Genomic DNA, 26,781 nt, shown 5'->3' on the forward strand with positions numbered 1-26,781 from the left:
TTCCGGGCCGAACGGAACGCACCTCTAGCTCAATCGGCAGAGCAACTGACTCTTAATCAGTGGGTTCTGGGTTCGAGTCCCAGGGGGTGCACCAAACGAAAAGGCCCGGGAAACCGGGCCTTTTCCGTTCTCGCCGGGGTGTCGGCCCTCGCGCTGCGGTCGCTGCCGCGCGAGGATGGCGGCATGGCCGACGACGAGATGTGGGACGTCACCGACGTCCAGGGAACCCCGACCGGCACTCTTCACCGGAGGGGCGACGGGCCGGTGCCCGCCGGGTCGTTCCACATCGTGGCATCCGTATGCGTGGTGGCATCCACGGGTCGGGTCCTCGTGAGCCGCAGGGCCGAGGGCAAGGACTACCCGCTGGCGTGGGAGTTCCCGGCCGGCAGCGCGCTGCGCGGGGAGTCGAGTCGGCGCGGGGCGATCCGCGAGCTCGACGAAGAAGTGGGGATTTCCGTCCTTCCGGATGATCTCGTGCTCGTGAGGCGGGTCGTCGAGGAACGCGCGCTCTTCGATCTGTGGTCCGTTCACGTCAGGGGCGAGCCCGCGGTGGTCGTCGACCCCGAAGAGGTCCTCGAGGCGGAATGGGTCGACCTCGACGAGGTGCGTCGGAGGTGGGAGGCGGGCATGTTCGCCACGCCGTGGAACGCGCGCTTCGAGCAGCTGTGGGACGAACTCGAGGTCGCGGTGCGGGGCGAGCGGTGAGCGATCGCACGCACGCCGTCACGGTCGCCGGCGGCTCGCTGCACGTGGGGGAGTGGCATCCGGATGCCGAGGGCTCGCCGTGGCTGCTCGTGCACGGGGTCACGGCCTCGCATCTCGCGTGGTCGTGGGTGGCTCGCGAGACGGCGGACGTGCGGCTGCTGGCGCCGGACCTGCGCGGTCGCGGACGCAGCGCCGACCTGTCGGGCCCGTTCGGGATGGCGGCCCACGCCGACGATCTCGCGGCGGTCCTGGATGCCGCGGGCGTCGAGCGGGCGCTGATCGTGGGGCATTCGATGGGAGCGTTCGTGTCGGCCGTGTTCGCGGACCGGCACCCCGATCGGGCAGCTGCCGTGATTCTCGTCGATGGCGGGCTTCCGCTCGACCTTCCCCCGGGGATGCCGCCCGTCGAGGCGGTGAGGCACGTCTTGGGGCCGACGGCCGCGCGTCTGGAGATGCGATTCCCGGATGCCGCGGCCTACCGCGACTTCTGGCGCGCCCACCCCGCGTTCGTCGATCGTGAGGATCCGCTGCTCGACGACTACTTCGCCTACGACCTCGTCGGTTCTGAGCCGGAGCTGCGTCCCGCGACGACGCTCGCGACGGTGGAGGCCGACTCGATCGACCAGAACACCGGCGCGGACATCGGCCGAGCGCTCGACCGGATGCCGCGACCGACCGTGCTCCTGGCCGCGGAGCGCGGGCTGCGCGGAGAGGTGCCCCCGCTGTATCCCGACCTCGCGCGGGTCCGCGGCGAGGTGCCGCGTCTCGCGGACGCTCAGCGAGTCGCGGGCACCGACCACTACTCGATCGTGATGTCCGTGGAAGGGGCGCGGGAGGTCGTCGCATCGGCGCGGGCTCTCGCCGCCGGTGCGACCGGTAGCGGGGGCGATTCGAGTTCGGGGCCGCAGCCGACCCGAGGGTGAATTCGGGCGGCTCTCGCGCCGTTTCGCGGATCGGCCCGGCCCGAGGACCCTAACCTCGCCGGATGCGACGTCTGTTTGCCTCCGGGGCCGCACTGGCCGTTCTCGCCGCCGCGGTCTTCGCGGTCGCGGGGTCCGCCGCCTCTGCCGCCGTCCCCGATCTCACCGGCCGTCACTACGTCGCGCTCGGCGATTCCTACGCGGCCGGATGGGGTCTGCCGCTGGCATCCACTCAGCCCGCGCAGGGCTGCGATCAGTCCGACCAGAACTACCCGCACCTCCTCGCCGCGCAGTTCGGATTCGCGCTGACCGACCGCACGTGCGGCGGTGCCGTGATCGCCAACGTCGTCGACACCCCGCAGACCGTCAGCGGCACGGCCCCGGTCCAGATCGATTCGCTGGATGCCACGACCGACCTCGTCACCCTGACGATCGGCGGCAACGACCTCGGGTTCTGGAACATCGGACAGATGTGCGTCGCCCTCGCGCCCACCGGTCCCGTCCTCGGGAGCATCGACGGGCAGACCCACCAGACGTGTCGCGAGCAGTTCGTCGTGAACACTCCCGCGGGGCCCGTGAACACGCTCGAGACGAAGATCGACCAGACCGTGGCACCCGCGCTGACCGCCGCGCTCCAGACGATCCACGCGAAGGCGCCGAACGCGAACATCATCGTCCTCGGCTACCCCGCCCTGGCTCCGGATGCCGCGCACACGCCGAGTTCCGGCTGCTACACGTCGTTGTTCCAGGGCTTCTTCGGCTTCCGCACGAACGCCTTCCCATATTTGGACACCGATGTCGCGCTTCTGACCGACACGCAGGCGTACATGGACCAGGCGATGGCCGCAGCCACCACCGCGGCGGGGGCGACGTACGTGTCGTTGCTGCCGGGATCCGTGGCCCACAGCCCGTGCAATCCGTCCGACGCGTATGTGAACGGCATCACGCTCACGCTCTCGCCGGACAGCATCCCGGTCAGTGGGCTGCCCTTCGGTGGCATCCAGCGGGGGGCGATTCACCCGAACGCCGCGGGTATGGCCTTCGCGCGGGACGCGGCGGCCGACGCGGTGCGGACGCTGTTCGCGGTGCCGGATCCGACGCCGACGCCTACGCCGACGCCCACCCCCACCCCGACGCCGACGCCGACGTCGGACCCGACCCCGACGGTCACACCCACGCCGGACCCGACGCCTACGCCCACTCCCACGCCGACGCCGGACCCGACGCCCACCGCCAGCCCGACGCCGACGGTCACGCCGACCCCCACCCCTACGCCGGACCCGACTCCGACTCCCACGGCGACCCCGACTCCCACGCCGACGCCCGACCCGACCCCGATGCCGACGGTCACGCCGACGCCGGACCCGACTCCGACGAACTCGTCCACGCCCGAACCCACTCCGACGCCTGACCCGACGCCGACACCCGACCCGACCCCCACGGCATCGCCGACGCCGACACCCGACCCGACTCCCACGGCATCACCGACGCCCACGATGTCGCCGGAGCCGACTCCCGATCCGACCGCGTCCGCGTCGGCGACCCCCGCGCCGACCGCGTCCGCGACGGGGTCGACGGCATCCGGATCCGGCCTCGCTCGCACCGGTGCCCCGCCCGTGGCCCGGGCGATCGGGATGGGCGTCGTCCTTCTGGTCGGCGGCATCGTGACCGCGGTGGTCCTGCGCCGCCGCCGGGCTCGCGACTGAGTGCGGTACCCGATCCGCGATGAGCGCTCTGCCTTCGATATCACGCCGGCGGCAGAGTGCTCTCGCCATTGGCCCCGGGGCGCGCGCGCTCTCCCGCGCGAGCAGCCGGTCGGCCGGGGGAGTCGCGGAGGCGTGCGAGTAGGCTGTGCGGGTCGGGGTCCCGAGCAGTGAGGATGCGTGGATGGCGAGAGGGCGTTCCGATGCGGAGCATCTGGTCGACGTCCTCATCGGCATCTGGAAGAACGTCGATCGAGAGCGCCGCCCGATGCCGTCCGAGCCACAGCTCGCGGCACTGACCGGGGCCAGCCGCACGTCGGTTCGCGAAGCCTTGATCCGGCTCGAGGAGCGCGGGTACATCCACCGGTCGCACGGTGCGCGTACCGTCATCCACTCGCACCTGGACCAGCTCGGCACTCGCGTCGACCAGCAGCGCGATCATCTCGACGCCATCGCGCGCGCGGGGTACGAGCCGAGTGTCACGGTCATCTCGGCGTCGTTCGGCGTGGTGGAGAGGTCTCCGGACGCTCCCGAGCAGTTCCACGACCTGCCGATCGGCACCCGTGTCCTGCGCACGCGGAAGGTGTGGAGCGCCGACGGGCGACCGTACGTCATGGCCGACGACGTCATCCCCGTCACCGACACCCGCTCGGCGGCCACGCTCGAGGCGGATATCGACCCGTCGCTGCCGGTCTTCGACCTCGCCGAACGCCTTAACGGGGTCGCGGTCGCGTGGGAGACGGTGTGGTTCGGGTCCTCGATGCTCGTCGAGGACGAGCAGCGCGCACTGGGGCTCGACGTGACGGCATCCGCCCTGCAGCTCACGTACTGCGGCCTCGGGCCGGCGCGCGAGGTCGCTTACTGGTGCCGCGAGGTGCAGACCCCCGCGCCGGCGCAGCTGCGCAACGTGCTCGTGCGGCGGGTCACGCGCGGCTGACGCAGCCAGCGCGAATCCGTCCGGTTCGCGGTCGAGCATTTCGCGCGCGTTCCGGCTTCGTAAACTTGTCTGATAAGTCGGGTGAAGTTGTCCGACAAGTGGGAGACTCGCCCCGGGCCGCACTTCGCGGCTTCACAGCCGAACGCGACATCGACCCTCGGCGCCTACCCGAAAGGCTCTCCCGTGATTCCAGGTTCCGCGCACCGCCCCTCCCGACCGCTCCTCGCCATCGCCGTCCTCGCCGTGGCCGGCGCCGCGCTCTCCGGCTGTGCCACGGCCGCGGCGCCTGCCGGACCGGCATCCACCATTCCTCTCGCCGACGACGCGAGCATCCTCACCGACGTGTGTCCGGCGACGGTCGTCGTCCAGGCCACGTGGGAACCGGAGGTCGACCACGGCCCGTTCTACGGACTCGTGGGACCCGACGCCGTCATCGACGCCGACAAGAAGAGCGTCACCGGAACACTCGTCGACCAGGGCAAGAGCACCGGCGTGCAGATCGAGGTCCGCTCGGGCGGCTCCGCGATCGGCTACCAGCCCGTGGCCTCGCAGATGTACACGGACACCTCGATCACCCTCGGCAGCGTGCCCACCGAGGATCGCGTCGCGGGTGCCGAGTCGCAGCCGACCATCGGCGTCTTCGCGACGCGCCAGCAGAGCCCCCAGATGATCATGTGGGACCCGCAGACGCACCCGGACTGGACGTCGATCGCGGACATCGGGAAGACGGATGCCACGGTCGTCGTGCCGAAGGGCGGTCTGTACGCACAGGCGCTCGTCGCCAAGGGCGTGCTGAAGCAGTCGCAGCTCTCCGACTCGTACGACGGCAGCCCGGCGCGGTTCGTCAGTGACCCGAGCATCGCTCAGAACGGCTTCGCGACCTCCGAGCCGTACATCTACGAGCACGAGATCTCGCAGTGGGACAAGCCCGTGAAGTACCAGCTGGTGAAGGACGCCGGATACGACGTCTACCCGGACGCGCTCTCGATCCGGTCGGCGGATCTCGAGAAGCTCTCGCCCTGCCTCACCAAGCTCGTGCCGATCCTCCAGCGTTCCGCCCTGGCGTATCTCGCCGACCCGGCGCCGACGAACGCGCTCATCGTCAAGCTGGTCGAGGAGTACGACACGGGATGGGTCTACTCGCCCGGCGTGGCCGAAGCGGGCGCGGGCATCCTGAAGAACCTCCACCTGATGGCCGGAACCGACCCCTCCGTCCCGATCGGCGACTTCGCCCCGGCCCGTGCGAAGAACAGCTTCGATCAGGTGACGTCGCTCCTCGGCGCCACGGGCGTGAAGATCGACCCGGCCCTCACGCCGGACGACATCTTCGACGACCAGTTCATCGACCCCTCGATCACCAGCAAGTGAGGTGAAGCGGCGGTGAGGCGGCCCCGGTCCCTCGCCGCCGCTTCCGCGATCCGTCATCCGCGCCTTCGAGAGAGCAGACCGACCCATGCCGACCCCGCCACCCGTGCCCCTGATCCTCGACATGGACTTCGGCATCGACGATTCGATGGCGACCCTCTTCCTCGCGGCGTCGGGCCGCGCCGAGATCGTCGCGGTCGGCACGGTCCACGGCAACACCTCCGCCGCGCAGGCCGCGCGGAACGCGCGCCAGCTGCTCGGCGTGCTCGGGCTGGAGGGTGTGCCCGTGGCGCGGGGAGAGGCAAAGCCCTGGAACCAGGAGGTCCACTACGCCGCCACCGTCCACGGGGAGGACGGCTTCGGCGGGATGGCATCCACCGACGAGCCGCCCGGCGTGATCGTCGACGAGACCGCGGCGGAGCAGATCGTGCGGCTCGCACGTGAGCGCCCCGGCGAGCTCGTGCTGCTGGCCACCGGTCCGCTGACCAACATCGGTCGGGCCTTCGAGGTCGAACCCGGTCTCGACGCGCTCCTCCGGGCGATCGTCGTCATGGGAGGCGCGGTGTCGGTGCCCGGGAACATGTCCCCGCATGCGGAGGCGAACATCCGCCACGACCCGGAGGCCGCGGATCGCGTGTTCGCGTCCGCCCGGAACCTCCTCCTGGTGCCGCTGGACATCACGATGACGTGTCGGATCACCCCCGCCGAGATGCGGCGGATCGACGCCGCGCCGTCCTCGCCGGCGGTCGACCTCGTGCGCGCCATGCTCCCGCACTACCTCGACTTCAACCTCGCCGACCTCGGCATCCCCGGATTCCCGCTGCACGACCCGACGGCGGCGGTCATCGCCCTCGATCCGCTCGTCGCCGACTACCTCGAGGCGCCGGTCCGCGTCGAGCTGGACGGAACGCTCACCCGCGGGATGACCAGCGTGGATCTCCGGCCCGCGCCGGAGGCCTCCGAGCGCCCCGCGGCGCGGATCGCGGTGCGCGCCCGGCGGTCCGTGGTCGAGGAGTTCGTCCAGGTGGCGTTCGAGCGCCCGACCCGAACCCGCGGATGACCGGCCTCACGCGGATCGTCGGCGGATTCACCGTGGATGCCGTCGCGTTCGCCGACGGCTCGTACGACGTCGACCGCCCGGGCGGGAACGGGTTCTGGGCCGCGATGGGCGCCGCGCTGACCGGGGTTGCCGCCGCCGTCCACGGCGTCGTCGGGGCGGACTTCCCCCTCGCCGCACTCGACCGGCTGGGTGAGTTCGGCGTCGGGGTCGATGGCATCCATCGGCGGTCCGACATTCCGAATCTCCGCGTGAGCTTCTCGTACGCCCGGGATGAGTCCCGCGCCCACCCGGCCGACCCGGCCGCGATCGCGCACGTGCCGCTCGCGGACCGCGCGCGGTTCCTCGACACCACCGACCGGGCGGACCTGCTGCACGCGACCCTGCCCGCGGGCACCGACCTCGCGGACGCATCGGCGGACGCGTGGTACCTGGGTTTGCTGCCGGCTTCCCGGTTGCGGGAGACGGTCGACGCGGTCCAAGGTGACGGGTGGACGCTGTTGGACTGCCCCGACCGGCGAGAGCTCGCGCAGAGCGGCAACGGCGCGCTGAGGGACGCGCTGCCGGACGTCGACGTATTCCTGCCGAGCACCTCGGATGCCGCGGTCTTCCTGCCGGATGTCGCCGAGCGCGACCTGCCGGCGCTGTTCCACGACTGGGGTGCGGGCGCTGTCGTGGTGAAGTGCGGGTCGCGCGGGGCCGTGCTCTCCCAGGGCACCCGTCGGTGGCGGGTGCCGGTGTTCCGCGACCCCGATGCGTGCGACCCCACGGGCGCCGGGGACGTGTTCGGCGGCGCGTGTGCGGCGGTGATGGCCGACACCGGCGATCTGCTCCGAGCCGTGGTGGCGGGTGCCGCGGCGGCATCCTTCGCCACCGCCGCACGCAGTCCGCTCGATCTCGCCCGCGTCGTGCGCGAGGACTATGACCTGCGCCGCGGCCTCATCGCGGCCGGAGTGGAGGACGTGTGACCAGACTCGTGATCGGTGTCATCGGGAGCGCGGGGGACACCGCACCGGGCAGCGTGGTCGACATCCTCGACGTCGCGGAGCGCGTCGGCGCGGCCGTGGCGACCGCTGGGGCGGTGCTCGTCAGCGGCGGCACCACGGGGGTCATGGCCGCGGCGTCGCGGGGTGCTCGAGAGGCGGGCGGGTTGACCATCGGCTTCCTGCCGGACGCCGACCGCTCCCGCGCCAGTGAATTCGTCGACGTCGCGTTCCCCACCGGCATGGGGACGATCCGCAATCTGCTGACGCCGCGGGTCTGCGATGCGGTCGTGATGATCGGCGGGGGAGCGGGCACGCTCAACGAGCTCACCATCGCCTACGACTTCGGCACCCCGGTCGTCGCGGTCGAGGGAACCGGTGGCTGGGCCGATCGCATCCGCTCAGTCCTGCACGAGGGGCGGTGGCTGGACGAGCGGCGCACGGTCGCGCTGAGCTTCGCGAAGACCCCGGAGGATGCCGTTGCCCAAAGCGTGCGGCGTGCGAGCGAGCCGCGGCGCTTCACGAGCCTTCCCGTGCACTCCGGCTCCGCCGCGGGCTGACGCGCGGTCACCCACTCACCTCACGCGAAAGCGCCCGGCGACCGACGGAGTGTCGGCGGCCGGGCGCTTTCCCGGGTTACGCGGCGTCGCCCACCAGGACGGCGGCGCCCTCGTCGGCCACGGTCGGGTGCGCGGCGTCGATGTGAGCGAGCGCGCGACGGCCGAACAGCACGAAGCCGGTGGCGATCACGACCGAGACGGTGGCCATGATGTACGGCGTGCCCGCGGTCGCGGCGTGCCACAGGAACGCGGCGAGCGGCGGGGCGACGGCGCCGCCGAGGAACCGGACCGCGGAGTACGCCGACGACGCGACCGAGCGCGGGAGGTCGGTCGCCTCCATGACGGCTTCGGTCAGCGCGGTGTTGATCACGCCGAGGACGAGTCCACCGACGATGATGCACGCGACCAGGCCGGCCGGCGAGTCGACGACGAAGGCCGCGACGAGCAACACGACGGCCAGCAGCGGCAGCGCCAGCAGCAGGACACTGGTCAGACGCATCCGTCGCAGCAGGAGCGGAGCGACCCACACGCTTGTGATGGCGAGGGCGACGCCCCAGCCGAAGAACGTCAGGCCGATGCCCATCGCGCCGAAGCCGAGCGGGAACGGCGAGAACGCCAGCAGCGTGAAGAACCCGATGTTGTAGAACAGCGCGGTCGCCGCGAGGATCGCGAGCGCCGGGCGCCCGAGGGCGCGGAACGGGGCGCTGAAGGGGATCGGCGTACGAGCGGGCGACGGTCCGCGCAGCAGCACCGCGACGGCCACGAACGCGATCGCCATGAGCGCGACGACGCCGAAGAACGGCCCGCGCCAGCTGGCCTCGCCCAGGATGCCGCCGAGCAGCGGTCCCACCGCGATGCCGAGGCCGAGCGCGGCTTCGTACAGGACGATCGCCGCGGAGCTGCCCCCGGACGCCGCGCCGACGATCGTCGCGAGCGCGGTGGAGATGAACAGCGCGTTGCCGAGGCCCCAGCCGGCGCGGAAGCCGATGACGGCGTCGACGCTGCCGCTCAGCGCGCAGAAGAGGGCGAACACGACGATGAGGCCGAGGCCGACGAGGAGCGTCGCCTTGGCGCCGATGCGGCTCGAGATCCAGCTCGTCACGAGCATCGCGAGGCCGGTGACGACGAGGTAGCTGGTGAACAGCAGCTCGGTCTCGACGGGGGTCGCCTTCAGCGACTCGGCGATCGCGGGGAGGATCGGGTCGACCAGGCCGATGCCCATGAACGCCACCACGCAGGCGAACGCGACGGCCCACACCTGGGCGGGCTGCTTCCAGACACTCGGGGCGGCGCTCATCGGGCGAGCTCCGGCTCGGGGCGGACGCGGGAGCCGAGGGCGTCGGCCGTCACCCGGACGGCATCCCATTCGGCATCCGTGAGGTGGGCGACGTGCGGGGTGAGCGCGGCGCTCAGCACGTCGAACCAGCGGTCGAGCTCCTGCAGCCCCTCGTCCGTGACGGACACGACGCTCACGCGCGAGTCGTCCGGGTGGATGCCACGGGCCACGAGGCCGGCATCCTCCAGCTGGTGCACGAGTCGAGTCATGCCGGGCTGCGAGATGCGGCTGAGGGTCGCGAGGTCGCCGAGGCGCTGCGGGCCGTGGTCGCGCAGCAGCGTGAGCGTGCGCCACTGCGCACTGGGGGTGTCGTTCTTGGTGTCGATGGCGGCGGTGCGCGTGAGGGCGTGCACCGCGAGGATCAGTCTCTGGAGATCATCGTCGCGGGTCATTCCCCTGAGTATACCCCTGTTATATAACGTGGGTATGCATCATCGCCCAGCGATGCGCGTCGAGAGCTGATGCGCGTGCGCCAGGAGGATGCGGCCGAGCTCCGCCAGGCGGTCGCCGGCGAAGCGGAATTCGACCCCGGTCAGACTCAGCGCCCACTGCGGCTCTCCGGTCCGCGTGAACACCGCCGCGCCCAGGCCCCAGCTGCCCTCCACGATGAGACCGGGATTAACGGCGTATCCGCGGGCCTTCGTATCGGCGACCCTCGTTCGCAGTCGTGCGGGCGAGTGTGCCGTTCCCCATCGCTCGGTGAGCTCGTCGTGTCGCTCGAGGTAGGCATCCACCTCGTCCGGGGGGAGGAACGCGAGGATGGCCAGACCCGCGGATGCCACGCCGAGGGGGAACCGCACGCCCTCCGACAGCACGAACGACCGGATCGGGAAGCTCCCGTCCTCGCGTACGAGGCAGACCGTCTCGTCGCCGCGTCGCACCGACAGGAACGCGCTCTCCTCGGTCCGCACGGCGAGGGAGCGCACGATGTCGCGCGCGAGGGCCGTGATGTCGAACCGGGATGCCGCGACCGTGCCCATGAGGTAAAGCTCCGGCCCGGGCAGCCACCGTCCGGTGGCCTCGTCGCGGTCGACCAGTCCCTCCTGCCGCAGGGCGGACAGCAGGCGGTGGGCCGTGGGGCGGGTGAGGTCCGCGCGCGCGGCCAGCTCGCCCACCGCCGCGCCGTCGGCGCCCGCGGCCGTGACCAAGCGAAGAAGATGCGCGGCCCGGGCGATCGCCTGCGTGCCGGGCACGCTCGTGCGGGCGGAGGGGAGCGGGGGCGTGTCCACGATGTGGACGCTACGCGGGCTGGCATCCACATCGCAAGAAGCGGCACCGCGCGGGCGCGGCGGCGAGCGCAGGATGAGACCACCGATCCAGCACGAAGGAGTCCGCGTGATCGATAAGACCTGGCCGTCGGCGAGTGACGCCGTCGCCGACATCCCCGACGGAGCATCGCTCGCGGTCGGCGGGTTCGGCCTCTCCGGAAACCCCATCGCCCTCATCGAGGCGCTCCTCGCGCAGGGCACGCGCGACCTCTCCGTCGTGTCGAACAACTGCGGCGTGGACGACTGGGGGCTCGGCATCCTGCTCGGGGCCGGCCGCATCCGCAAGATGACGTCGTCGTACGTCGGCGAGAACAAGGAGTTCGAGCGGCAGTTCCTGTCCGGCGAACTCGAGCTCGAGCTGACGCCTCAGGGCACGCTCGCCGAGAAGCTCCGCGCCGGCGGCTCGGGCATCGCCGCGTTCTACACGCAGACCGGCGTCGGGACGCAGGTCGCCGAGGGCGGTCTACCGCAGCGGTACGACGGCTCGGGAGGTGTCGCCGTGGCATCCCCCGCGAAGGATGTCCGCACCTTCGACGTCGACGGGCAGCCGCGCGAGTTCGTGCTCGAGGAGGCGATCACCACCGACTTCTCGCTCGTGCACGCGTGGAAGGGCGACCGCCACGGCAACCTCGTGTTCCGCAAGGCGGCGCGCAGCTTCAACCCGCTCGCCGCGATGGCCGGTCGTGTGTGCATCGCGCAGGTCGAGCACCTCGTCGAGCCCGGCGAGATCGATCCCGACGACGTGCACCTGCCCGGCGTCTTCGTCCACCGTCTCGTCGAGGTCGGTCCCGACATCGAGAAGCGCATCGAGAAGCGCACCGTCACCGAAGGAGCCCACTGACATGGCCCTCACCCGCATCGAGATGGCCGCGCGCGCGGCCCGCGAGCTCGCCGACGGTTCGTACGTCAACCTCGGCATCGGCCTGCCGACCCTCGTGCCCAACCACGTGCCCGACGGCGTCACCGTCGTGCTGCAGTCCGAGAACGGCATCCTGGGCGTCGGTCCCTACCCGACGGAGGACGCGGTGGATGCCGACCTCATCAACGCCGGCAAGGAGACGGTGACGACCCTGCCGGGTGCGGCCTTCTTCGACTCCGCCACGAGCTTCGGCATGATCCGGGGCGGCAAGATCGACGCCGCGATCCTCGGCGCGATGCAGGTGTCGGCCACGGGCGACCTGGCGAACTGGATGATCCCGGGGAAGATGGTGAAGGGCCCCGGCGGGGCGATGGACCTGGTCCACGGCGCCGCCCGCGTCATCGTCCTGATGGAGCACGTCGCGCGCGACGGCTCGCCGAAGATCGTCGACGCGTGCTCGCTGCCGCTCACCGGCCGCGGCGTCGTCGACCGCATCATCACCGACCTCGCCGTGATCGATGTCACGCCCGACGGCCTCGTGCTCGTCGAGGTGGCCCCGGGCGTCTCCGTCGACGACGTGGTCGCCGCGACCGAACCGCCGCTCACCGTCCGCATCCCCGAGGAGCAGATCGCATGACCGCCCCCACCGACGTCGTCATCGTCGCCGCAGCCCGCACGCCCCAGGGCCGCCTCAAGGGACAGCTCGCGCCGCTCACCGCGGTGCAGCTCGGCGCCGCCGCGATCTCCGGCGCCCTCGAGCGCGGGGGCATCCCCGCCGACGCCGTCGACGCGGTGCTCGTCGGGCAGGTCCTGCAGGCCGGTGCCGGGCAGAACGCCGCGCGCCAGGCGGCGATCGCCGCGGGGATCGGCTGGGACGTCCACGCGGCGACAGTCAACAAGGTGTGCCTCTCGGGGCTCACCGCGATCATCGACGCGTCCCGCCTGCTGCGCCTCGGCGACGCGACCGTCGTCGTGGCCGCCGGCATGGAGTCGATGACCCGCGCCCCACACCTGCTCATGAACTCCCGCGACGGTTACGCCTACGGCTCGGTCGAGGTGCTCGACCACATGGCGTACGACGGCCTCACCGACGCCTACGACCGCGAGAGCATGGGCGCGTCGACCGAGCGCGCGAACGCGCGGTACGAGGTGACGCGGGAGGCTCAGGATGCCGTGGCCGCGCGGTCGCACCAGCGCGCCGCCGCGGCGCAAGAGGCCGGGCTGTTCGACGCGGAGATCGTGCCCGTGTCGATTCCGCAGCGCAAGGGCGAGCCGGTCGTCGTCACCGCCGACGAGGGCATCCGCCCGGAGACGACGGTCGAGATCCTGGGGAAGCTGCGCCCGGCCTTCGCCGAGGGCGGCTCGATCACGGCGGGGAACGCCTCGCCGATCTCCGACGGCGCGTCGGCGGTCGTCCTCACGACGCGGGCCGTCGCCGAGGAGCGCGGGTGGGACGTGCTCGCGACCGTCGGCGCGTCCGGTCAGGTCGCCGGCCCCGACAACTCGCTGCACGCCCAGCCCGCCCACGCGATCGCCCGTGCCCTGGAGAAGCAGGGGATCGTGGCATCCGACCTCGATCACGTCGAGATCAACGAGGCGTTCGGGGCCGTCGTGGCGCGGTCTCAGGCCGAACTCGGGCTGTCCGACGACGTCGTCAATCCGCACGGCGGCGGTATCGCGATCGGGCACCCCATCGGGGCGTCCGGCAATCGGCTCGTCGTGCACGCGGTGCACGAACTCGTCCGCCGGGGGAGCGGCACAGCCGCCGTCGCGCTGTGCGGCGGGGGTGGTCAGGGCGACGCGCTGATCCTCACGCGCTGAGCCCCACGAAAACGACGGATGCCGGGGCCCCGGGGCGCGGCATCCGTCGTTCGGGCTCAGCGGGACAGGCGCTTCTTGAGGAGCTTCTGCTGCTTCTTCGCGACCGGGGAGTCGCCGGCGATCGTGTGACCGCGGCGTGCGCGGCGGGTGTCGACGACCGCGCCGACGGCGAGCGCGAGCGTGATGCCCCAGCTGAGCCAGGCGAGGGCGGTGCGCCACGTGAACGGCTCGTGGTTGCGCAGTCCGCGCAGCAGCGTCACGCCGCCGGTGATGGCGCTGAGGAGTCCGGTTCCGAAGATGTACTGGCGCATGCCCCCCAACCTAGCGACCCGCGCCTCGACCGTCGCGCCGCCTTGACAGACGCGGCAACCGCCGCCCCCGCCGCGTCCCGCCCGCGCCCCTCCATCGCGATAAACGGCATCCACGGCAAGAAACGCGCCGCCGCGCCGTTTCCACCCGTGGATGCCGTTTATCGCGGGGCCCGTGGGGCGGCACCGGCGTGGATAGCGCATTCCGGCCGCCCCGCGGAACGCCTTCACCCCGCTGTTAGCCTGGGAGGAAGCTACCGAGGAGGACCTGTGTCCCAGGCCGATTTCGTCGTCGTCGCCAATCGTCTACCGGTGGATCGCACCCCCGACGGGGAGGGGTGGCGTCGTTCGCCCGGCGGTCTCGTCACCGCCCTCGAACCCGTGATGCGTCGCGCGGAGGGCGCGTGGGTGGGCTGGGGCCGGGCAGCCCGACGTGCGTGTCGACCCGTTCGACTTCGAGGGCACGCACCTCGTGCCGGTGGAGCTGTCGGCGGCCGACGTCCAGCACTACTACGAGGGGTTCTCGAACGACACGATCTGGCCGCTGTACCACGACGTGATCGCGGAGCCCACGTACAAGCGCGCGTGGTGGGACGCGTACGTCCGCGTGAACCGCCGGTTCGCGGAGGCGGCCGCCGAGGTCGCCGCGGACAAGGCCATCGTGTGGGTACAGGACTATCAGCTGCAGCTCGTGCCGAAGATGCTGCGGGAGGTGCGCCCCGACCTCACGATCGGGTACTTCCACCACATCCCGTTCCCCGCGTACGGCCTCTACTCGCAGCTCCCGTGGCGCAAGCAGGTACTCGAGGGGCTCCTCGGCGCCGACGTCATCGGGTTCCAGAGAGTGGCGGATGCCGGCAACTTCGCGCGGGCCGTCCGTCGCCAGCTGCGCTACGAGACGAAGGCGAGCGGCATCTCGGTGCCCGACGGCCAGGGCGGGACGCGCGTGGCCCTCGCGAAGGCGTTCCCGATCTCGATCGACGCCGACTCGTACATCGAGCTCGCGCAGCGCCCCGAGATCCAGCAGCGCGCGCGGGAGATCCGCGAGGGGCTGGGCAACCCGCGCAAGATCCTGCTCGGCGTCGACCGCCTCGACTACACCAAGGGCATCCGTCACCGGCTGAAGGCGTGGGGCGAGCTCCTCGAGGACGGTCGGGCGACGGTGGAGGATGCCACCCTGGTCCAGGTCGCGAGTCCGAGTCGCGAGCGCGTCGACGCGTACGTGCAGCTGCGCGACGAGATCGAGATGACGGTCGGGCGCATCAACGGCGACCACGACACCACGACCCATACGGCGATCCGCTACCTGCACCAGTCGTACCCGCGTGAGGAGATGGTGGCGCTGTTCCTCGCCGCCGACGTGATGCTCGTCACGGCCCTCCGCGACGGCATGAACCTCGTCGCGAAGGAGTACGTCGCAAGCCGCATCGACAACCGCGGCGTGCTGGTGCTCAGCGAGTTCGCCGGCGCGGCCGACGAGATGGGCAGCGCGCTGCTCATCAACCCGCACGACATCGACGGCCTCAAGGACACGATCGTCCGGGCGCTCGACATGCCCGCGGCGGAGCAGGGTCGCCGCATGCGTGCGCTCCGCAAGCGCGTGCGCGACCACGATGTCGAGGACTGGTCGCGCGAGTTCCTCGACGCGCTGTCGGCGTTCCACGACCGCGCCACCAGCGCTGCGGCTGCCGCCGAGGTGGACGCGGCCGTGGACGAGCCGGGGGATGCCGCGTGACCGCCGCCGACGCCGCCGTCGAAGCCGTCTCGACGAGCCCGGTCCTCCTCGTCGCGCTCGATTTCGACGGCACGCTGTCCCCGCTCGTCGACGACCCGATGACGGCCCGTATGACCCCGCGGGCCCGCGAGATCGTCGATGCGCTCGCCGTGCTGCCGGACACGGTTGTGGCCCTCGTCTCCGGCCGGTCGCTCGGTCACCTGCGCGAGATCGCCGAGCACGACGACGCGTCGCCTGTGTGGCTCGCCGCCTCGCACGGCGCGCAGTTCTGGATGCCGGGCGCGGGGGAGGAGGCCGCTCCCGACGACGCCGACGACCTCGCGCTCCGCGACCGCCTGCACGACGAGATCACGGACGGTCTCGCCCACCTCGACGGCGTCTGGATCGAGCCGAAGGAGTTCGGCGTCGGGGTGCACACCCGGAGAGCGGATGCCGACACCGCCCGCGAGGCGCGGGAGTTCGCCGATCGTCTGGTCGCCGAACACGCGCCGGAATGGCGGCGTCGCACGGGCCACGACATCCTCGAGTTCGCCTACCGGCACGAGGGCAAGGACTCCGCCGTGCAGCACCTGCGGGAACGCACGGGAGCCACGGCCGTGATCTTCGCGGGCGACGACGTCACCGACGAGGACGCTCTCCGCACCCTGGGGCCGGGGGATCTCGGCATCCATGTCGGGACCGGCGACACGGCCGCGGTCCTCAAGGTCGCCGATATCGACGGGTTGGTCGACGTGCTGGAGGCCGTGGCGCGTCAGCGTGTCGCCCACGCGCAATAGACTGCGAGAATGCCCGCACCGCAGAATCCGAACACCGGTGAGTTCGATATCAAGCCCCGCAGCCGCGTCGTCACGGATGGCATCGAAGCCACCACGTCCCGAGGAATGCTCCGTGCCGTCGGCATGGGCGATGAGGACTGGGACAAGCCCCAGATCGGCATCGCGTCGAGCTGGAACGAGATCACGCCCTGCAACCTGAGCCTGGACCGCCTCGCGCAGGGCGCGAAGGAGGGCGTGCACGCCGGCGGCGGCTACCCGCTGCAGTTCGGCACCATCTCCGTCTCGGACGGCATCTCGATGGGCCACGAGGGCATGCACTTCTCGCTCGTCTCGCGCGAGGTCATCGCCGACTCGGTCGAGACCGTCATGATGGCCGAGCGCCTCGACGGATCCGTGCTCCTCGCCGGCTGCGACAAGTCGATCCCCGGCATGCTCATGGCATCCGCTCGTCTCGACCTCTCGAGCGTCTTCCTCTACGCCGGCTCGATCGCGCCGGGCTGGGTCAAGCTCAGCGACGGCACCGAGAAGGACGTCACGATCATCGACTCGTTCGAGGCCGTGGGCGCGTGCCTCGCGGGCAAGATGAGCGAGGCCGACCTCAAGCGCATCGAGTGCGCGATCGCCCCGGGCGAGGGCGCGTGCGGTGGCATGTACACCGCCAACACGATGGCCTCGGTCGCCGAGGCCCTGGGCCTCAGCCTCCCCGGCTCCGCCGCCCCGCCGTCGGCCGACCGCCGCCGTGACTACTTCGCCCACCGCTCGGGCGAGGCCGTGGTGAACCTGCTGCGTCAGGGCATCACGACGCGCGACATCCTCACCAAGGAGGCCTTCGAGAACGCCATCGCCCTGGCCATGGCGCTGGGCGGCTCGACGAATGTCGTCCTGCACCTTCTCGCGATCGCGAACGAGGCCGAGGTCGAGCTGTCGCTGCACGACTTCAACCGGATCGGCGACAAGGTTCCTCACGTCGCCGACATGAAGCCCTTCGGCAAGTACGTCATGAACGACGTCGACCGTCACGGCGGCATCCCGGTCATCATGAAGGCGATGCTCGACGAGGGCCTCCTGCACGGCGACGCGCTCACCGTCACGGGCAAGACGCTGGCCGAGAACCTCGCCGACCTGAACCCCGACCCGGTGGACGGCAACGTCATCCACCGTTTCGACGACCCGATCCACGCCACCGGCGGCATCACGATCCTGCACGGCTCGCTCGCCCCCGAGGGTGCGGTCGTGAAGTCGGCCGGCTTCGACGCCGACGTGTTCGAGGGCCCGGCCCGCGTGTTCGAGCGCGAGCGCGCGGCCATGGACGCCCTCGAGGCCGGCGACATCAACGCCGGCGACGTGATCGTCATCCGCTACGAGGGCCCCAAGGGCGGCCCCGGCATGCGCGAGATGCTGGCGATCACCGCCGCCATCAAGGGCGCGGGGCTCGGAAAAGATGTACTACTCTTGACGGACGGTCGATTCTCCGGCGGCACAACCGGCCTCTGCATCGGCCACATAGCTCCCGAAGCGGTGGACGCTGGTCCTATCGCCTTCGTGCGCGATGGTGATCTGATACGGGTCGATATCGCCGCTCGCACTCTCGACTTGATCGTCGATGACGCCGAGCTGAGTTCCCGCCGCGAAGGCTGGGAACCGCTTCCCCCGCGCTATACCCGTGGCGTTCTGGCCAAGTACTCGAAGCTCGTGCACTCCGCTGCGGAGGGCGCGGTTACGGGCTGACGGCCGTCCCCCTTTCACCCCCACCTGGTTCCGAGGTACCACCATGTCCGCCGAATCCGCCACGGCCGTTCCCCGGCCCCCCGCTCGCACCGCTCCGGCGCCCGTGCTCACGGGCGCCCAGGCGGTCGTCCGTTCGCTCGACCTGCTCGGCGTCACCGACGTGTTCGGTCTGCCGGGCGGCGCGATCATGCCCGTCTACGACCCGCTCATGGACGACGAGAACGTCCGCCACATCCTCGTGCGCCACGAGCAGGGCGCCGGCCACGCCGCCGAGGGCTACGCCGCGGCGTCGGGTCGTGTCGGCGTCGCGATCGCGACCTCCGGCCCCGGCGCCACGAACCTCGTCACCGCGATCGCCGACGCCTACATGGACTCGGTGCCGCTCGTGTGCATCACCGGTCAGGTCTTCTCGACCCTCATGGGAACGGATGCCTTCCAGGAGGCCGACATCGTCGGCATCACGATGCCGATCACGAAGCACTCCTTCCTGGTGAAGACCGCGGAGGAGATCCCCGGCGCGATCGCCGCGGCGTTCGAGATCGCGTCCACCGGTCGTCCCGGCCCCGTGCTCGTGGACATCACCAAGGACGCGCAGCAGAACTCGGCGCCGTTCGTCTGGCCGCCGAAGATCGACCTGCCCGGCTACCGTCCCGTGACGAAGGCCCACGGCAAGCAGATCCAGGCCGCGGCGCAGCTCATCGCCCACGCGAAGAAGCCGGTGCTGTACGTCGGCGGCGGTGTCATCCGCGCGCAGGCGTCGGCCGAGCTCAAGACGTTCGCCGAGGCGACCGGCGCTCCGCTGGTGACGACGCTCATGGCGCGTGGGGCGTTCCCCGACTCGCACGACCAGCACCTCGGCATGCCCGGCATGCACGGCACGGTGCCGGCTGTCCTGGCGCTCCAGGACAGCGACCTCATCGTGTCGCTGGGCGCGCGCTTCGACGACCGCGTGACGGGCAAGGCGTCGCTCTTCGCCCCGAACGCGCAGGTCGTGCACGTCGACATCGACCCGGCCGAGATCTCCAAGATCCGGACCGCCGACGTTCCGATCGTGGGCGACCTCAAAGAGGTGCTCGTCGACCTGGATACCGCATTCCGCCAGGCGGCATCCGAGACCGAGGTCGACTACTCGGAGTGGTGGACGTTCCTCAACGGCCTCCGCGAGGAGTTCCCCCTGGGGTACACGCCCACCACCGACGGCCTGCTGTCGCCGCAGCACGTGATCCAGCGCATCGGCGAGATGACCGGACCCGAGGCGATCTACGCCGCGGGCGTCGGCCAGCACCAGATGTGGGCGGCGCAGTTCATCAAGTACGAGCGCCCCAACGCGTGGCTGAACTCCGGCGGTGCCGGCACCATGGGCTACTCGGTTCCCGCCGCGATGGGGGCCAAGGTCGCCGAACCAGACCGCGTGGTGTGGGCGATCGACGGTGACGGCTGCTTCCAGATGACCAACCAAGAGCTCGCCACTTGCGTCATCAACGACATCCCGATCAAGGTCGCGATCATCAACAACTCGTCGCTGGGCATGGTGCGCCAGTGGCAGACGCTGTTCTTCGACGGTCGCCACTCCAACACCGACCTGAACACGGGGCACGGGACGCGTCGCATCCCGGACTTCGTCAAGCTCGCCGAGGCGTACGGATGCCTCGCGATTCGGGTCGAGAAGGAGGACGAGATCGACGCGGCGATCCAGCTCGCGCTCGACACCAACGACCGTCCCGTGGTGATCGACTTCGTCGTGAGCGCGGATGCCATGGTGTGGCCGATGGTCCCGCAGGGCGTCAGCAACAGCTACGTCCAGTACGCCCGCGACCACTCGCCCGCCTTCGCCGAACAGGAGGACTGAGATGTCTCGTCACGTTCTGAGTCTCCTCGTCGAGGACAAGCCCGGTCTGCTCACCCGCGTTGCGGGCCTGTTCGCCCGTCGCGGGTTCAACATCGAATCGCTCGCCGTGGGCGTCACCGAGGTGCCGGGCCTGTCCCGCATCACGGTGGTCGTCGACGTCGAGGGTCTGCCCCTCGAGCAGGTGACGAAGCAACTGAACAAGCTCATCAACGTCATCAAGATCGTCGAGCTCGACCCGGCCAGCTCGGTGCAGCGCGAGCACGTGCTCGTGAAGGTCCGCGCCGACAACGCCAGCCGTTCGCACGTGCTCGAGGTCGTGAACCTCTTCCGCGCGCGTCGGTGGTCGACTACGCGCCCGACGCCCTCGTCATCGAGATCACCGGTGACTCGGGCAAGGTCGGCGCCTTCCTCAAGGCCATCGAGCCGTTCGGGGTGAAGGAGCTCGCGCAGTCGGGGCTCCTCGCCGTCGGCCGCGGCGGCAAGAGCATCACCGAGCGCGTCCTGCGCGGCTGAAACTTCCCACCTCTTCCACACACCCCCGGTCCCGTCGCGGGACCTGTATTCAAGGAGAAAGCATCCCCATGGCAGAGATCTTCTACGACGACGACGCCGACCTCTCGATCATCCAGGGCAAGAAGGTCGCGATCGTCGGCTACGGCTCGCAGGGTCACGCGCACGCGCAGAACCTCCGCGACTCGGGCGTCGAGGTCGTCATCGCCCTCAAGGACGGCTCCAAGTCCACGGCCAAGGCGCAGGAAGACGGCTTCGAGGTCAAGAACGTCGCCGACGCGACCGAGTGGGCCGACCTGATCATGATCCTGGCGCCCGACCAGCACCAGCGCTCGATCTACGCCGACTCCATCAAGGACAAGCTCACCGAGGGCAAGACGCTCGCGTTCGCGCACGGCTTCAACATCCGCTTCGGCTACATCGACGCCCCCGAGGGTGTCGACGTGATCCTCGTCGCCCCCAAGGCGCCGGGCCACACCGTCCGTCGCGAGTACGTCGCCGGCCGTGGCATCCCGGACATCATCGCCGTCGAGCGCGACGCCTCGGGCTCGGCCTGGGACACCGCCCTGTCGTACGCCAAGGCCATCGGCGGCACCCGCGCCGGCGTCATCAAGACGACCTTCACCGAAGAGACCGAGACCGACCTCTTCGGCGAGCAGTCCGTGCTGTGCGGTGGCATGAGCCACCTCGTCCAGTACGGCTTCGAGACGCTGACCGAGGCCGGCTACCAGCCCGAGATCGCGTACTTCGAGGTGCTGCACGAGCTCAAGCTCATCGTCGACCTCATGTGGGAGGGCGGCATCGCCAAGCAGCGCTGGTCGATCTCCGACACCGCCGAGTACGGCGACTACGTCTCCGGCCCCCGCGTGATCTCGCCCGAGGTCAAGGAGAACATGAAGGCCGTTCTCGCCGACATCCAGTCGGGCGCATTCGCGCAGCGCTTCATCGCCGACCAGGACAACGGCGCCCCCGAGTTCCTCGCGCTCCGCGAGAAGGAGCAGGGTCACCCGATCGAGGCCACCGGCAAGGAGCTCCGCGGCCTGTTCGCCTGGAAGCAGCAGGATGCCGATTACGTCGAGGGTTCCGCCGCGCGCTGATCCCCGTCACGAACGCCCCGGAACCGTCTCGGTCCCGGGGCGTTCGCCGTTCCGGCGGGGCGTCGCCGCGGTGTCGGCGGCCGGCGCTACCGTGGACGCGTGAGCACACCGCGCGACGACGACGCCCTCTCCTGGGGCGGTGACGACGATCCGACGCTCGACGTCGGTGACAAGCGCTCTGTCGAGCGCGAGCCTTCGGAGATGCCTCCCCGCGAGGCCGGTTCGGTTCGTGCACCCGCGCCGAAGGCCGACGCTCCGACCCGCGAGGCGGGTACGTCGCGAACGCCCGCGCCGAAGGTCGAGGCGCGCCCGGTCGCTTCGGATAAGGACGAGGATGCCATCCACTCGGCGCCGCTCGGCAACGTCGGTCTCGTGGGCATCGGCATGGTGGCGGCGACGTTCGTGCTCTTCGCGGTCGGCTGGTTGATCGCCGGATTCCGCCTGCGCGGGCTCGGCCTTCCCATCCCCGATGTCACGGTGCTCGCGCTCACGATCGGTGCGGCGCTGGCGCCCCTGGTCTGGTTCGTCGCCGTGCTCGCCCTGACCCGCGGCTGGCGTACGTGGCAGAGGTTCCTGCTGCTGGTCCTCGGCATCCTGTTGCTCGTCCCGTGGCCGTTCCTGTCGCTGGGGGTCTCCGCATGAGCACCGTCGCGCGCACCCGTGCCCTGCCGACGTGGCTGGTCGTCACGATCGCCGGAATCTTCGGCCTGTTCTACGCCTTCGTCGTGTGGAGCTCGGTCGCGCTGCTGATCCAGCAGGCGAACGGGGCCCTCGGGCTCAACGGCCTCGGCTGGTTCGTGTACATCCTGCCGATCGTGTTCCCGCTCGTGGCGTTCGGGATCGCGTTCGCGATCGGCGCCCGCCGTCGCGCGGGGGAGTTCGCCCTCGCGCTGTTGGCCGGACTCACGCTCTCGGCGGCGTTCTGGCTCGCGATCGTCGGTTACGGCGCGACGTCGTACGGGCTCTACGGCGGCTGAGCGCTCCGCGCGAGCCGCTGCCGCACCGTCACACGGTCCGGCGCGCGCGACGTGCAGCGCTAGGCTGGCAGACGGCCCGCACGGGTCGCGCGCCCGGTTCGCGCCGGCGATGCGCGGCGGTGCGTGCTGCTCCCCAGCACCGTTTCGAAGGACGCATCCGTGACGAAGCCCGTCGTGCTCATCGCCGAAGAACTCTCACCCGCCACCATCGACGCGCTCGGTCCCGACTTCGACGTGCGCCACGTCGACGGAACCGACCGCCCCGCGCTGCTCTCGGCTCTGGCCGACGCGCACGCGGTCCTCGTGCGATCGGCCACCAAGATCGACGCCGAGGCCATCTCGGCGGCGCCGGTCCTGAAGGTCGTGGCGCGTGCGGGTGTCGGCCTCGACAACGTCGACATCAAGTCGGCGACCGCGGCCGGCGTCATGGTCGTCAACGCGCCGACGTCGAACATCATCTCGGCGGCCGAACTCACGGTCGGGCACGTTCTGAGCCTCGCGCGCCACATCCCCGCGGCGCACGCGTCGCTCGCGCAGGGCCTGTGGAAGCGCAGCTCGTTCACGGGCACCGAGCTCTTCGAGAAGACCATCGGCATCATCGGCCTCGGCCGCATCGGCGCGCTGATCGCCGCCCGCCTGCAGGCGTTCGACATGCGCGTCATCGCCTACGACCCCTATGTCACGGCCACGCGTGCGCAGCAGCTCGGCGTGCAGCTGGTGTCGCTGGACGAACTGCTCGAGCAGAGCGACTTCGTCACGATCCACATGCCGAAGACGCCCGAGACCACCGGCATGATCGGCACGGAGCAGCTCCGCCGCATGAAGAAGTCCGCGTTCGTGATCAACGTCGCGCGCGGCGGCCTGATCAACGAGGACGCACTGTACGAGGCGCTCACGTCGGGCGAGATCGCCGGCGCGGGCCTCGACGTCTTCTCGACCGAGCCGCCCGCCGAGGACGGCCCGGCCCGCAAGCTCCTCGACCTCCCGAACGTCGTCGTCACGCCGCACCTCGGTGCGAGCACCGACGAGGCGCAGGAGAAGGCCGGCGTCTCGGTCGCCCGCTCGGTCAAGCTCGCGCTCGAGGGCGACCTCGTCCCGGATGCCGTGAACGTCGCCGGCGGCGCGATCGACCCGTTCGTCCGCCCCGGCATCGCGCTCGTCGAGATGCTCGGCCAGTTCTTCAGCGGTCTCGCCGACAGCGCGCTGTCGAGCCTCGACATCGAGGTCCGCGGCGAGCTCGCCGAGTACGACGTGAGCGTCTACCGCCTCGCCGCGCTCAAGGGCATTTTCAGCCGCATCGTCAGCGAGACGGTGTCGTACGTCAACGCGCCGCTGTTCGCCGAGCAGCGCGGCGTCGAGACGCGCCTCATCGTCGAGTCCGACAGCCCGCTGTACCGGAACATCACGATCCTGCGCGGTACCCTCGCGGACGGTTCGACGCTCGAGGTCGCCGGAACCCTCGCCGGCACCCGCATGGTGCCCAAGGTCGTCGGGATCAACGGCTACGAGATCGAGGTCCCGATCGAGAGCCACCACATCGTCATGCGCTACGCCGACCGCCCCGGTATCGTCGCGATCTACGGTCAGAAGCTCGGCGACGCGGGGATCAACATCGCCGGTCTCCAGGTCGCCCGGCCGGATGCCACGGGCCGCGCGCTCTCGGTCCTCACGGTCGATTCGCCCGTGCCCGATGGAATCCTGGATGCCATGCGTCAGGCCGTGAACGCCGACCTGTTCCGCCAGATCGAGATCGTCGAGAGCTGACAAGTCCGGCTGCGTGCGGGGAGGGGGTCGCGAAAGCGGCCCCCTCCTTCCGTTGGTCCGCGCGCTCGGGTGAAGAACGTGCGGCGAATGGTGGAATCGGGCGCGATACGCCCCGATGGAGGGGGGTGGCTTTCCATCATCGACGCATGACCTCATCGCTCGTCGCGCGCTTGGCGCTGGTCGCGTCGGGATCCTCCCTGCTCATCGTCGGCATCGCCGATGCCGCGCGCGGTCAGGGGTGGGCGCTCCCCGAGGTGATGGGTGCGGGCGTGCTCCTGGTGGGCGTCGCCGCGGAGGCATCCGGAATCGTCCGGATCGGCCGTCGCTCCGCGCGCTGACCTCAGGTCGTCGCGGCGACGACCGCCGCGATGAGTGCGTCGAGCTCTGATCCCTCGAGGGTGGGCCCGGGCAGCGCGTTCAGGTCCAGCACCGCGTTGAAGTACAGGCCGTCGCTCACGAGCAGCACCATCTGCAGGGCCGTCTCGTCGCGCGTGTGCGGGCGGAGGCTGTCTTCCCAGAGTTCGCGCACGCGACGCAGACTCGCGGATGCCGCGTCGTTCCCGTTCTGGGCCAGCCTCGACACGGCGAGGATCGTGACATCGAGCGGGGAGCCGGTGTTCTGCGAGGACCGCAGATGCGCGGCCACGACGCCTTCGCTCGAGTTCTCGATCTCGTCGACATCCCGTTGCGCGAGTGTCTCGAGCCGAGCGACGAGGGCCTCTTCGAGAGCGCTCTTCGAGTTGAAGTGGTAGAGCAGACCGCCCTTGCTCACACCCGCGGCGCGAGCCGTGGCATCCATGGTGGCGGCACGCTCGCCGTCGTCCACGAGGATGCGCGTGAAGGCGTCGAGGACGGCTTCGCGGGCGAGGGGTGGTCTGCTCATGGCCTCTCGATCGTACTGGCGGGTGGCGTGTCGATTCTGTTACTATACCGGCTGGACGGTCAAGAAACGGAATCGGAAGAATGCTCACCTCGTCGTTGCCCACTCAAGAGATCAACGCCCCTCGCGCCGGTTGGCGCGGGTGGTTCGCGCTGGCCGTGCTCATGCTGCCGGTGCTGCTCGTCTCGGTCGACAACACGGTGCTGAGCTTCGCGCTGCCCGAGATCGCCCTGTCGCTGCAGCCCTCGAGCATCGAGCAGCTGTGGATCATCGACGTCTACCCGCTGGTCCTCGCCGGTCTCCTCGTGACGATGGGCACACTCGGCGACCGGTTCGGGCGTCGGCGCCTGCTGCTGATCGGCGCCACCGGATTCGCCGCGGTCTCCGCGCTCTCGGCGTTCGCCCCCACCGCCGCGCTGCTCATCGCCGGTCGCGCCCTGATGGGCGTGTTCGGTGCGATGCTCATGCCGTCCACGCTGTCGCTGCTGCGGAGCATCTTCCGCGACCGCGACGAGCGCCGGCTCGCGATCGCCGTGTGGGCGTCGGGCTTCTCGGCCGGTGCGGCCCTCGGCCCGATCGTGGGCGGGTTCCTGCTCGAGCACTTCACGTGGGGCTCGGTGTTCCTCATGGCCGTGCCCGTGCTGGTTCCGCTGCTCATCCTCGCGCCGTTCTTCGTGCCTGAGAGCCGCGACCCCGCGCCGGGGCGTTTCGACCCGCTCAGCGTGCTGCTCTCGCTCGCGACCATGGTGCCGATCGTCTACGGCATCAAGAAGCTCGCGGTCGACGGCCCGACGCTGGTGACGCTCGCGCTGTTCGTGACGGGCGTGGTGTTCGGCTGGTTGTTCGTGCGGCGCCAGCGCGCGTTGCCCACGCCGATGCTCGACATGTCCCTGTTCCGGCGCGGGACGTTCTCCGGGGCGATCCTCGTCAACCTGTTGAGCGTGGTCGGTCTCGTCGGGTTCCTGTATTTCGTCGCGCAGCACCTGCAGCTCGTGGTGGGCCTCACGCCGATGGTCGCGGGCTTCGCGCTGCTGCCCGGCCTCGTGCTGATGATCGTGTCGGGGCTCGCGATCGTTCCCGTGGCGCAGCGGTTCGCGCCGCGTCGTGTGGTTCCGGCCGCTCTCGCCTTCTCGGTCGTGGCGTACGTCCTCGTCGCTTTCTCGACCGCCGACCTCCTGCTGCTCATCGTGGCGTTCGGTCTGCTGGGCATCGGCATCGGCGCCGCCGAGACCGTGTCGAACGAGCTGATCCTCTCCAGTGCGCCGCCCGCCAAGGCCGGTGCCGCGAGCGCCGTTTCCGAGACGGCGTACGAGGTGGGCGCGGTGCTCGGCACTGCGGTACTGGGTGGGATCCTGGCCGCGTTCTATCGGGCGCAGCTCGTGCTGCCGGCGGGTCTCCCGGATGCTGCGGCCGACGCGGCCCGTGAGACCCTTGCCGGAGCCGTCGCGGTGTCGCACACCCTCGACGACGCGGCGCTGGGCGAGGCGCTACGGCTCGCTGCGGCGCAGGCGTTCGACTCGGGCGTCGTGGTCACGGCGCTCATCGGCGCGGGGCTCATCGTCGTGGCGGCGCTCATCGCTGCCACTACCCTGGGAGGATCCCGCGGGCGCATCGACGAAGTGATGTGCCCTGAGCGCTGAGGA

The 26,781-nt window shown here is 70.7% G+C and carries 25 protein-coding genes, 1 tRNA gene and 2 pseudogenes; 23 read left to right on the plus strand and 5 right to left on the minus strand.

Translation table 11 applies throughout. The features are described 5' to 3' along the window. The first annotated feature begins 18 nt into the window (after window positions 1-18). The 9 genes from RKD05_RS13865 to RKD05_RS13905 all read left to right on the plus strand — a co-directional run bounded on the left by RKD05_RS13865 (window position 19) and on the right by RKD05_RS13905 (window position 8,230). A tRNA-Lys gene (locus tag RKD05_RS13865) sits at window positions 19-94 on the plus strand. Between the two features lie 89 nt (window positions 95-183). Then, window positions 184-705, plus strand: a complete 522-nt coding sequence (locus tag RKD05_RS13870) for an NUDIX hydrolase (protein WP_424710847.1) — start codon at window positions 184-186, stop codon at window positions 703-705. Continuing rightward, a complete protein-coding gene (locus tag RKD05_RS13875; RefSeq protein WP_424710849.1) occupies window positions 702-1,628 on the plus strand; it encodes an alpha/beta hydrolase in 927 nt (308 codons plus the stop codon). The genes RKD05_RS13870 and RKD05_RS13875 overlap by 4 nt, the downstream gene beginning before the upstream one ends. Before the next feature lie 62 nt (window positions 1,629-1,690). Beyond that, window positions 1,691-3,331, plus strand: coding sequence for an SGNH/GDSL hydrolase family protein (locus RKD05_RS13880; RefSeq protein WP_424710851.1), 1,641 nt, complete (start codon window positions 1,691-1,693; stop codon window positions 3,329-3,331). A gap of 181 nt (window positions 3,332-3,512) precedes the next feature. Beyond that, on the plus strand, window positions 3,513-4,265 hold the full coding sequence (locus RKD05_RS13885) for a GntR family transcriptional regulator (protein WP_424710852.1): 753 nt from the start codon (window positions 3,513-3,515) through the stop codon (window positions 4,263-4,265). A gap of 183 nt (window positions 4,266-4,448) precedes the next feature. Beyond that, window positions 4,449-5,633 carry a hypothetical protein gene (locus RKD05_RS13890; RefSeq protein ID WP_424710854.1) on the plus strand — a complete coding sequence of 395 codons (1,185 nt, stop codon included), beginning with the start codon at window positions 4,449-4,451 and terminating at the stop codon, window positions 5,631-5,633. Window positions 5,634-5,718: 85 nt separating this feature from the next. Further along, complete coding sequence (locus tag RKD05_RS13895; protein ID WP_424710856.1) at window positions 5,719-6,690, plus strand: nucleoside hydrolase; 972 nt, start codon at window positions 5,719-5,721, stop codon at window positions 6,688-6,690. Further along, window positions 6,687-7,655 (plus strand): carbohydrate kinase family protein, encoded by a 969-nt coding sequence (locus RKD05_RS13900; RefSeq protein WP_424710858.1) that lies wholly within the window; start codon window positions 6,687-6,689, stop codon window positions 7,653-7,655. Before RKD05_RS13895 ends, RKD05_RS13900 begins: the two co-directional genes overlap by 4 nt. Continuing rightward, window positions 7,652-8,230, plus strand: coding sequence for a TIGR00725 family protein (locus RKD05_RS13905; protein ID WP_424710860.1), 579 nt, complete (start codon window positions 7,652-7,654; stop codon window positions 8,228-8,230). The genes RKD05_RS13900 and RKD05_RS13905 overlap by 4 nt, the downstream gene beginning before the upstream one ends. 76 nt (window positions 8,231-8,306) lie before the next feature. On the opposite strand, the gene RKD05_RS13910 is transcribed toward RKD05_RS13905, so the two are convergent. From RKD05_RS13910 to RKD05_RS13920, 3 genes are read right to left on the minus strand one after another with little or no spacing between them, the layout of a single operon-like run. Beyond that, window positions 8,307-9,527, minus strand: a complete 1,221-nt coding sequence (locus RKD05_RS13910; protein WP_424710862.1) for an MFS transporter — start codon at window positions 9,525-9,527, stop codon at window positions 8,307-8,309. Further along, the gene (locus RKD05_RS13915; protein ID WP_424710863.1) at window positions 9,524-9,958 is read right to left on the minus strand and encodes a MarR family winged helix-turn-helix transcriptional regulator; all 435 of its coding nucleotides are present in this window, start codon (window positions 9,956-9,958) and stop codon (window positions 9,524-9,526) included. Before RKD05_RS13915 ends, RKD05_RS13910 begins: the two co-directional genes overlap by 4 nt. A gap of 39 nt (window positions 9,959-9,997) precedes the next feature. After that, the gene (locus tag RKD05_RS13920) at window positions 9,998-10,795 is read right to left on the minus strand and encodes an IclR family transcriptional regulator (protein WP_424710865.1); all 798 of its coding nucleotides are present in this window, start codon (window positions 10,793-10,795) and stop codon (window positions 9,998-10,000) included. 106 nt (window positions 10,796-10,901) lie between these two features. Between RKD05_RS13920 and RKD05_RS13925 the strand changes: the two genes are divergently transcribed. Genes RKD05_RS13925 through RKD05_RS13935 form a run of 3 tightly spaced genes read left to right on the plus strand, consistent with a single transcriptional unit; the run spans window position 10,902 to window position 13,514 of the window. Further along, complete coding sequence (locus tag RKD05_RS13925) at window positions 10,902-11,675, plus strand: CoA transferase subunit A (protein ID WP_424710866.1); 774 nt, start codon at window positions 10,902-10,904, stop codon at window positions 11,673-11,675. 1 nt (window position 11,676) lies between these two features. Continuing rightward, window positions 11,677-12,330 carry a 3-oxoacid CoA-transferase subunit B gene (locus tag RKD05_RS13930; RefSeq protein WP_022878391.1) on the plus strand — a complete coding sequence of 218 codons (654 nt, stop codon included), beginning with the start codon at window positions 11,677-11,679 and terminating at the stop codon, window positions 12,328-12,330. Next, window positions 12,327-13,514, plus strand: a complete 1,188-nt coding sequence (locus tag RKD05_RS13935) for an acetyl-CoA C-acetyltransferase (RefSeq protein ID WP_424710867.1) — start codon at window positions 12,327-12,329, stop codon at window positions 13,512-13,514. The genes RKD05_RS13930 and RKD05_RS13935 overlap by 4 nt, the downstream gene beginning before the upstream one ends. A 56-nt stretch (window positions 13,515-13,570) precedes the next feature. Here the strand turns inward: RKD05_RS13935 and RKD05_RS13940 are convergent, their stop codons facing one another. Next, on the minus strand, window positions 13,571-13,825 hold the full coding sequence (locus RKD05_RS13940) for a hypothetical protein (RefSeq protein WP_424710869.1): 255 nt from the start codon (window positions 13,823-13,825) through the stop codon (window positions 13,571-13,573). 240 nt (window positions 13,826-14,065) lie between these two features. Here RKD05_RS13940 and otsA point away from each other — a divergent pair. The 10 genes and pseudogenes from otsA to RKD05_RS13990 all read left to right on the plus strand — a co-directional run bounded on the left by otsA (window position 14,066) and on the right by RKD05_RS13990 (window position 24,596). After that, window positions 14,066-15,557: pseudogene (gene otsA / locus RKD05_RS13945) on the plus strand (alpha,alpha-trehalose-phosphate synthase (UDP-forming)). Further along, window positions 15,554-16,333: a trehalose-phosphatase gene (gene otsB, locus RKD05_RS13950; protein WP_424710871.1), complete on the plus strand. Its 780-nt coding sequence runs from the start codon at window positions 15,554-15,556 to the stop codon at window positions 16,331-16,333. The pseudogene otsA and the gene otsB overlap by 4 nt, the downstream one beginning before the upstream one ends. Window positions 16,334-16,342: 9 nt before the next feature. Further along, window positions 16,343-18,061: a dihydroxy-acid dehydratase gene (gene ilvD / locus RKD05_RS13955; RefSeq protein WP_424710873.1), complete on the plus strand. Its 1,719-nt coding sequence runs from the start codon at window positions 16,343-16,345 to the stop codon at window positions 18,059-18,061. A 43-nt stretch (window positions 18,062-18,104) separates the two neighbouring features. Further along, complete coding sequence (locus tag RKD05_RS13960) at window positions 18,105-19,910, plus strand: acetolactate synthase large subunit (RefSeq protein ID WP_424710875.1); 1,806 nt, start codon at window positions 18,105-18,107, stop codon at window positions 19,908-19,910. 1 nt (window position 19,911) lies between these two features. Beyond that, window positions 19,912-20,423 (plus strand): annotated as a pseudogene (gene ilvN, locus RKD05_RS13965) (acetolactate synthase small subunit). A gap of 68 nt (window positions 20,424-20,491) precedes the next feature. Next, window positions 20,492-21,517, plus strand: coding sequence for a ketol-acid reductoisomerase (gene ilvC / locus RKD05_RS13970; protein WP_022878382.1), 1,026 nt, complete (start codon window positions 20,492-20,494; stop codon window positions 21,515-21,517). A 99-nt stretch (window positions 21,518-21,616) separates the two neighbouring features. Then, window positions 21,617-22,159 (plus strand): DNA polymerase III subunit gamma/tau, encoded by a 543-nt coding sequence (locus tag RKD05_RS13975; RefSeq protein ID WP_424710876.1) that lies wholly within the window; start codon window positions 21,617-21,619, stop codon window positions 22,157-22,159. Then, window positions 22,156-22,494, plus strand: a complete 339-nt coding sequence (locus RKD05_RS13980; RefSeq protein ID WP_022878380.1) for a hypothetical protein — start codon at window positions 22,156-22,158, stop codon at window positions 22,492-22,494. Before RKD05_RS13975 ends, RKD05_RS13980 begins: the two co-directional genes overlap by 4 nt. A 159-nt stretch (window positions 22,495-22,653) precedes the next feature. After that, the gene (gene serA, locus RKD05_RS13985; protein WP_063257732.1) at window positions 22,654-24,258 is read left to right on the plus strand and encodes a phosphoglycerate dehydrogenase; all 1,605 of its coding nucleotides are present in this window, start codon (window positions 22,654-22,656) and stop codon (window positions 24,256-24,258) included. A gap of 146 nt (window positions 24,259-24,404) precedes the next feature. Next, window positions 24,405-24,596 carry a hypothetical protein gene (locus tag RKD05_RS13990; protein ID WP_424710878.1) on the plus strand — a complete coding sequence of 64 codons (192 nt, stop codon included), beginning with the start codon at window positions 24,405-24,407 and terminating at the stop codon, window positions 24,594-24,596. A 2-nt stretch (window positions 24,597-24,598) separates the two neighbouring features. On the opposite strand, the gene RKD05_RS13995 is transcribed toward RKD05_RS13990, so the two are convergent. Further along, window positions 24,599-25,141: a TetR/AcrR family transcriptional regulator gene (locus tag RKD05_RS13995; RefSeq protein WP_424710879.1), complete on the minus strand. Its 543-nt coding sequence runs from the start codon at window positions 25,139-25,141 to the stop codon at window positions 24,599-24,601. Between the two features lie 80 nt (window positions 25,142-25,221). Here RKD05_RS13995 and RKD05_RS14000 point away from each other — a divergent pair, with 80 nt between their 5' ends. Continuing rightward, window positions 25,222-26,778, plus strand: coding sequence for an MFS transporter (locus RKD05_RS14000; protein ID WP_424710881.1), 1,557 nt, complete (start codon window positions 25,222-25,224; stop codon window positions 26,776-26,778). The last annotated feature ends 3 nt before the right edge of the window (window positions 26,779-26,781 follow it).

The sequence above is a fragment of the Microbacterium sp. SLBN-111 genome, assembly GCF_049739645.1.
Taxonomy (GTDB): Bacteria; Actinomycetota; Actinomycetes; order Actinomycetales; family Microbacteriaceae; genus Microbacterium.

Bases quoted from the DNA above. Each gene is read 5' to 3' on its own strand.
- RKD05_RS13960 (WP_424710875.1), top strand. From the start codon at position 18,105: ATGTCCGCCGAATCCGCCACGGCCGTTCCCCGGCCCCCCGCTCGCACC.
- RKD05_RS13870 (WP_424710847.1), top strand. From the start codon at position 184: ATGGCCGACGACGAGATGTGGGACGTCACCGACGTCCAGGGAACCCCG.
- RKD05_RS13900 (WP_424710858.1), top strand. From the start codon at position 6,687: ATGACCGGCCTCACGCGGATCGTCGGCGGATTCACCGTGGATGCCGTC.
- RKD05_RS13930 (WP_022878391.1), top strand. From the start codon at position 11,677: ATGGCCCTCACCCGCATCGAGATGGCCGCGCGCGCGGCCCGCGAGCTC.
- ilvD (WP_424710873.1), top strand. From the start codon at position 16,343: ATGCCCGCACCGCAGAATCCGAACACCGGTGAGTTCGATATCAAGCCC.
- RKD05_RS13935 (WP_424710867.1), top strand. From the start codon at position 12,327: ATGACCGCCCCCACCGACGTCGTCATCGTCGCCGCAGCCCGCACGCCC.
- RKD05_RS13885 (WP_424710852.1), top strand. From the start codon at position 3,513: ATGGCGAGAGGGCGTTCCGATGCGGAGCATCTGGTCGACGTCCTCATC.
- RKD05_RS13915 (WP_424710863.1), bottom strand. From the start codon at position 9,958: ATGACCCGCGACGATGATCTCCAGAGACTGATCCTCGCGGTGCACGCC.
- RKD05_RS13995 (WP_424710879.1), bottom strand. From the start codon at position 25,141: ATGAGCAGACCACCCCTCGCCCGCGAAGCCGTCCTCGACGCCTTCACG.
- RKD05_RS13940 (WP_424710869.1), bottom strand. From the start codon at position 13,825: ATGCGCCAGTACATCTTCGGAACCGGACTCCTCAGCGCCATCACCGGC.
- RKD05_RS13910 (WP_424710862.1), bottom strand. From the start codon at position 9,527: ATGAGCGCCGCCCCGAGTGTCTGGAAGCAGCCCGCCCAGGTGTGGGCC.
- RKD05_RS14000 (WP_424710881.1), top strand. From the start codon at position 25,222: ATGCTCACCTCGTCGTTGCCCACTCAAGAGATCAACGCCCCTCGCGCC.
- RKD05_RS13880 (WP_424710851.1), top strand. From the start codon at position 1,691: ATGCGACGTCTGTTTGCCTCCGGGGCCGCACTGGCCGTTCTCGCCGCC.
- RKD05_RS13980 (WP_022878380.1), top strand. From the start codon at position 22,156: ATGAGCACCGTCGCGCGCACCCGTGCCCTGCCGACGTGGCTGGTCGTC.
- RKD05_RS13895 (WP_424710856.1), top strand. From the start codon at position 5,719: ATGCCGACCCCGCCACCCGTGCCCCTGATCCTCGACATGGACTTCGGC.
- ilvC (WP_022878382.1), top strand. From the start codon at position 20,492: ATGGCAGAGATCTTCTACGACGACGACGCCGACCTCTCGATCATCCAG.
- RKD05_RS13990 (WP_424710878.1), top strand. From the start codon at position 24,405: ATGACCTCATCGCTCGTCGCGCGCTTGGCGCTGGTCGCGTCGGGATCC.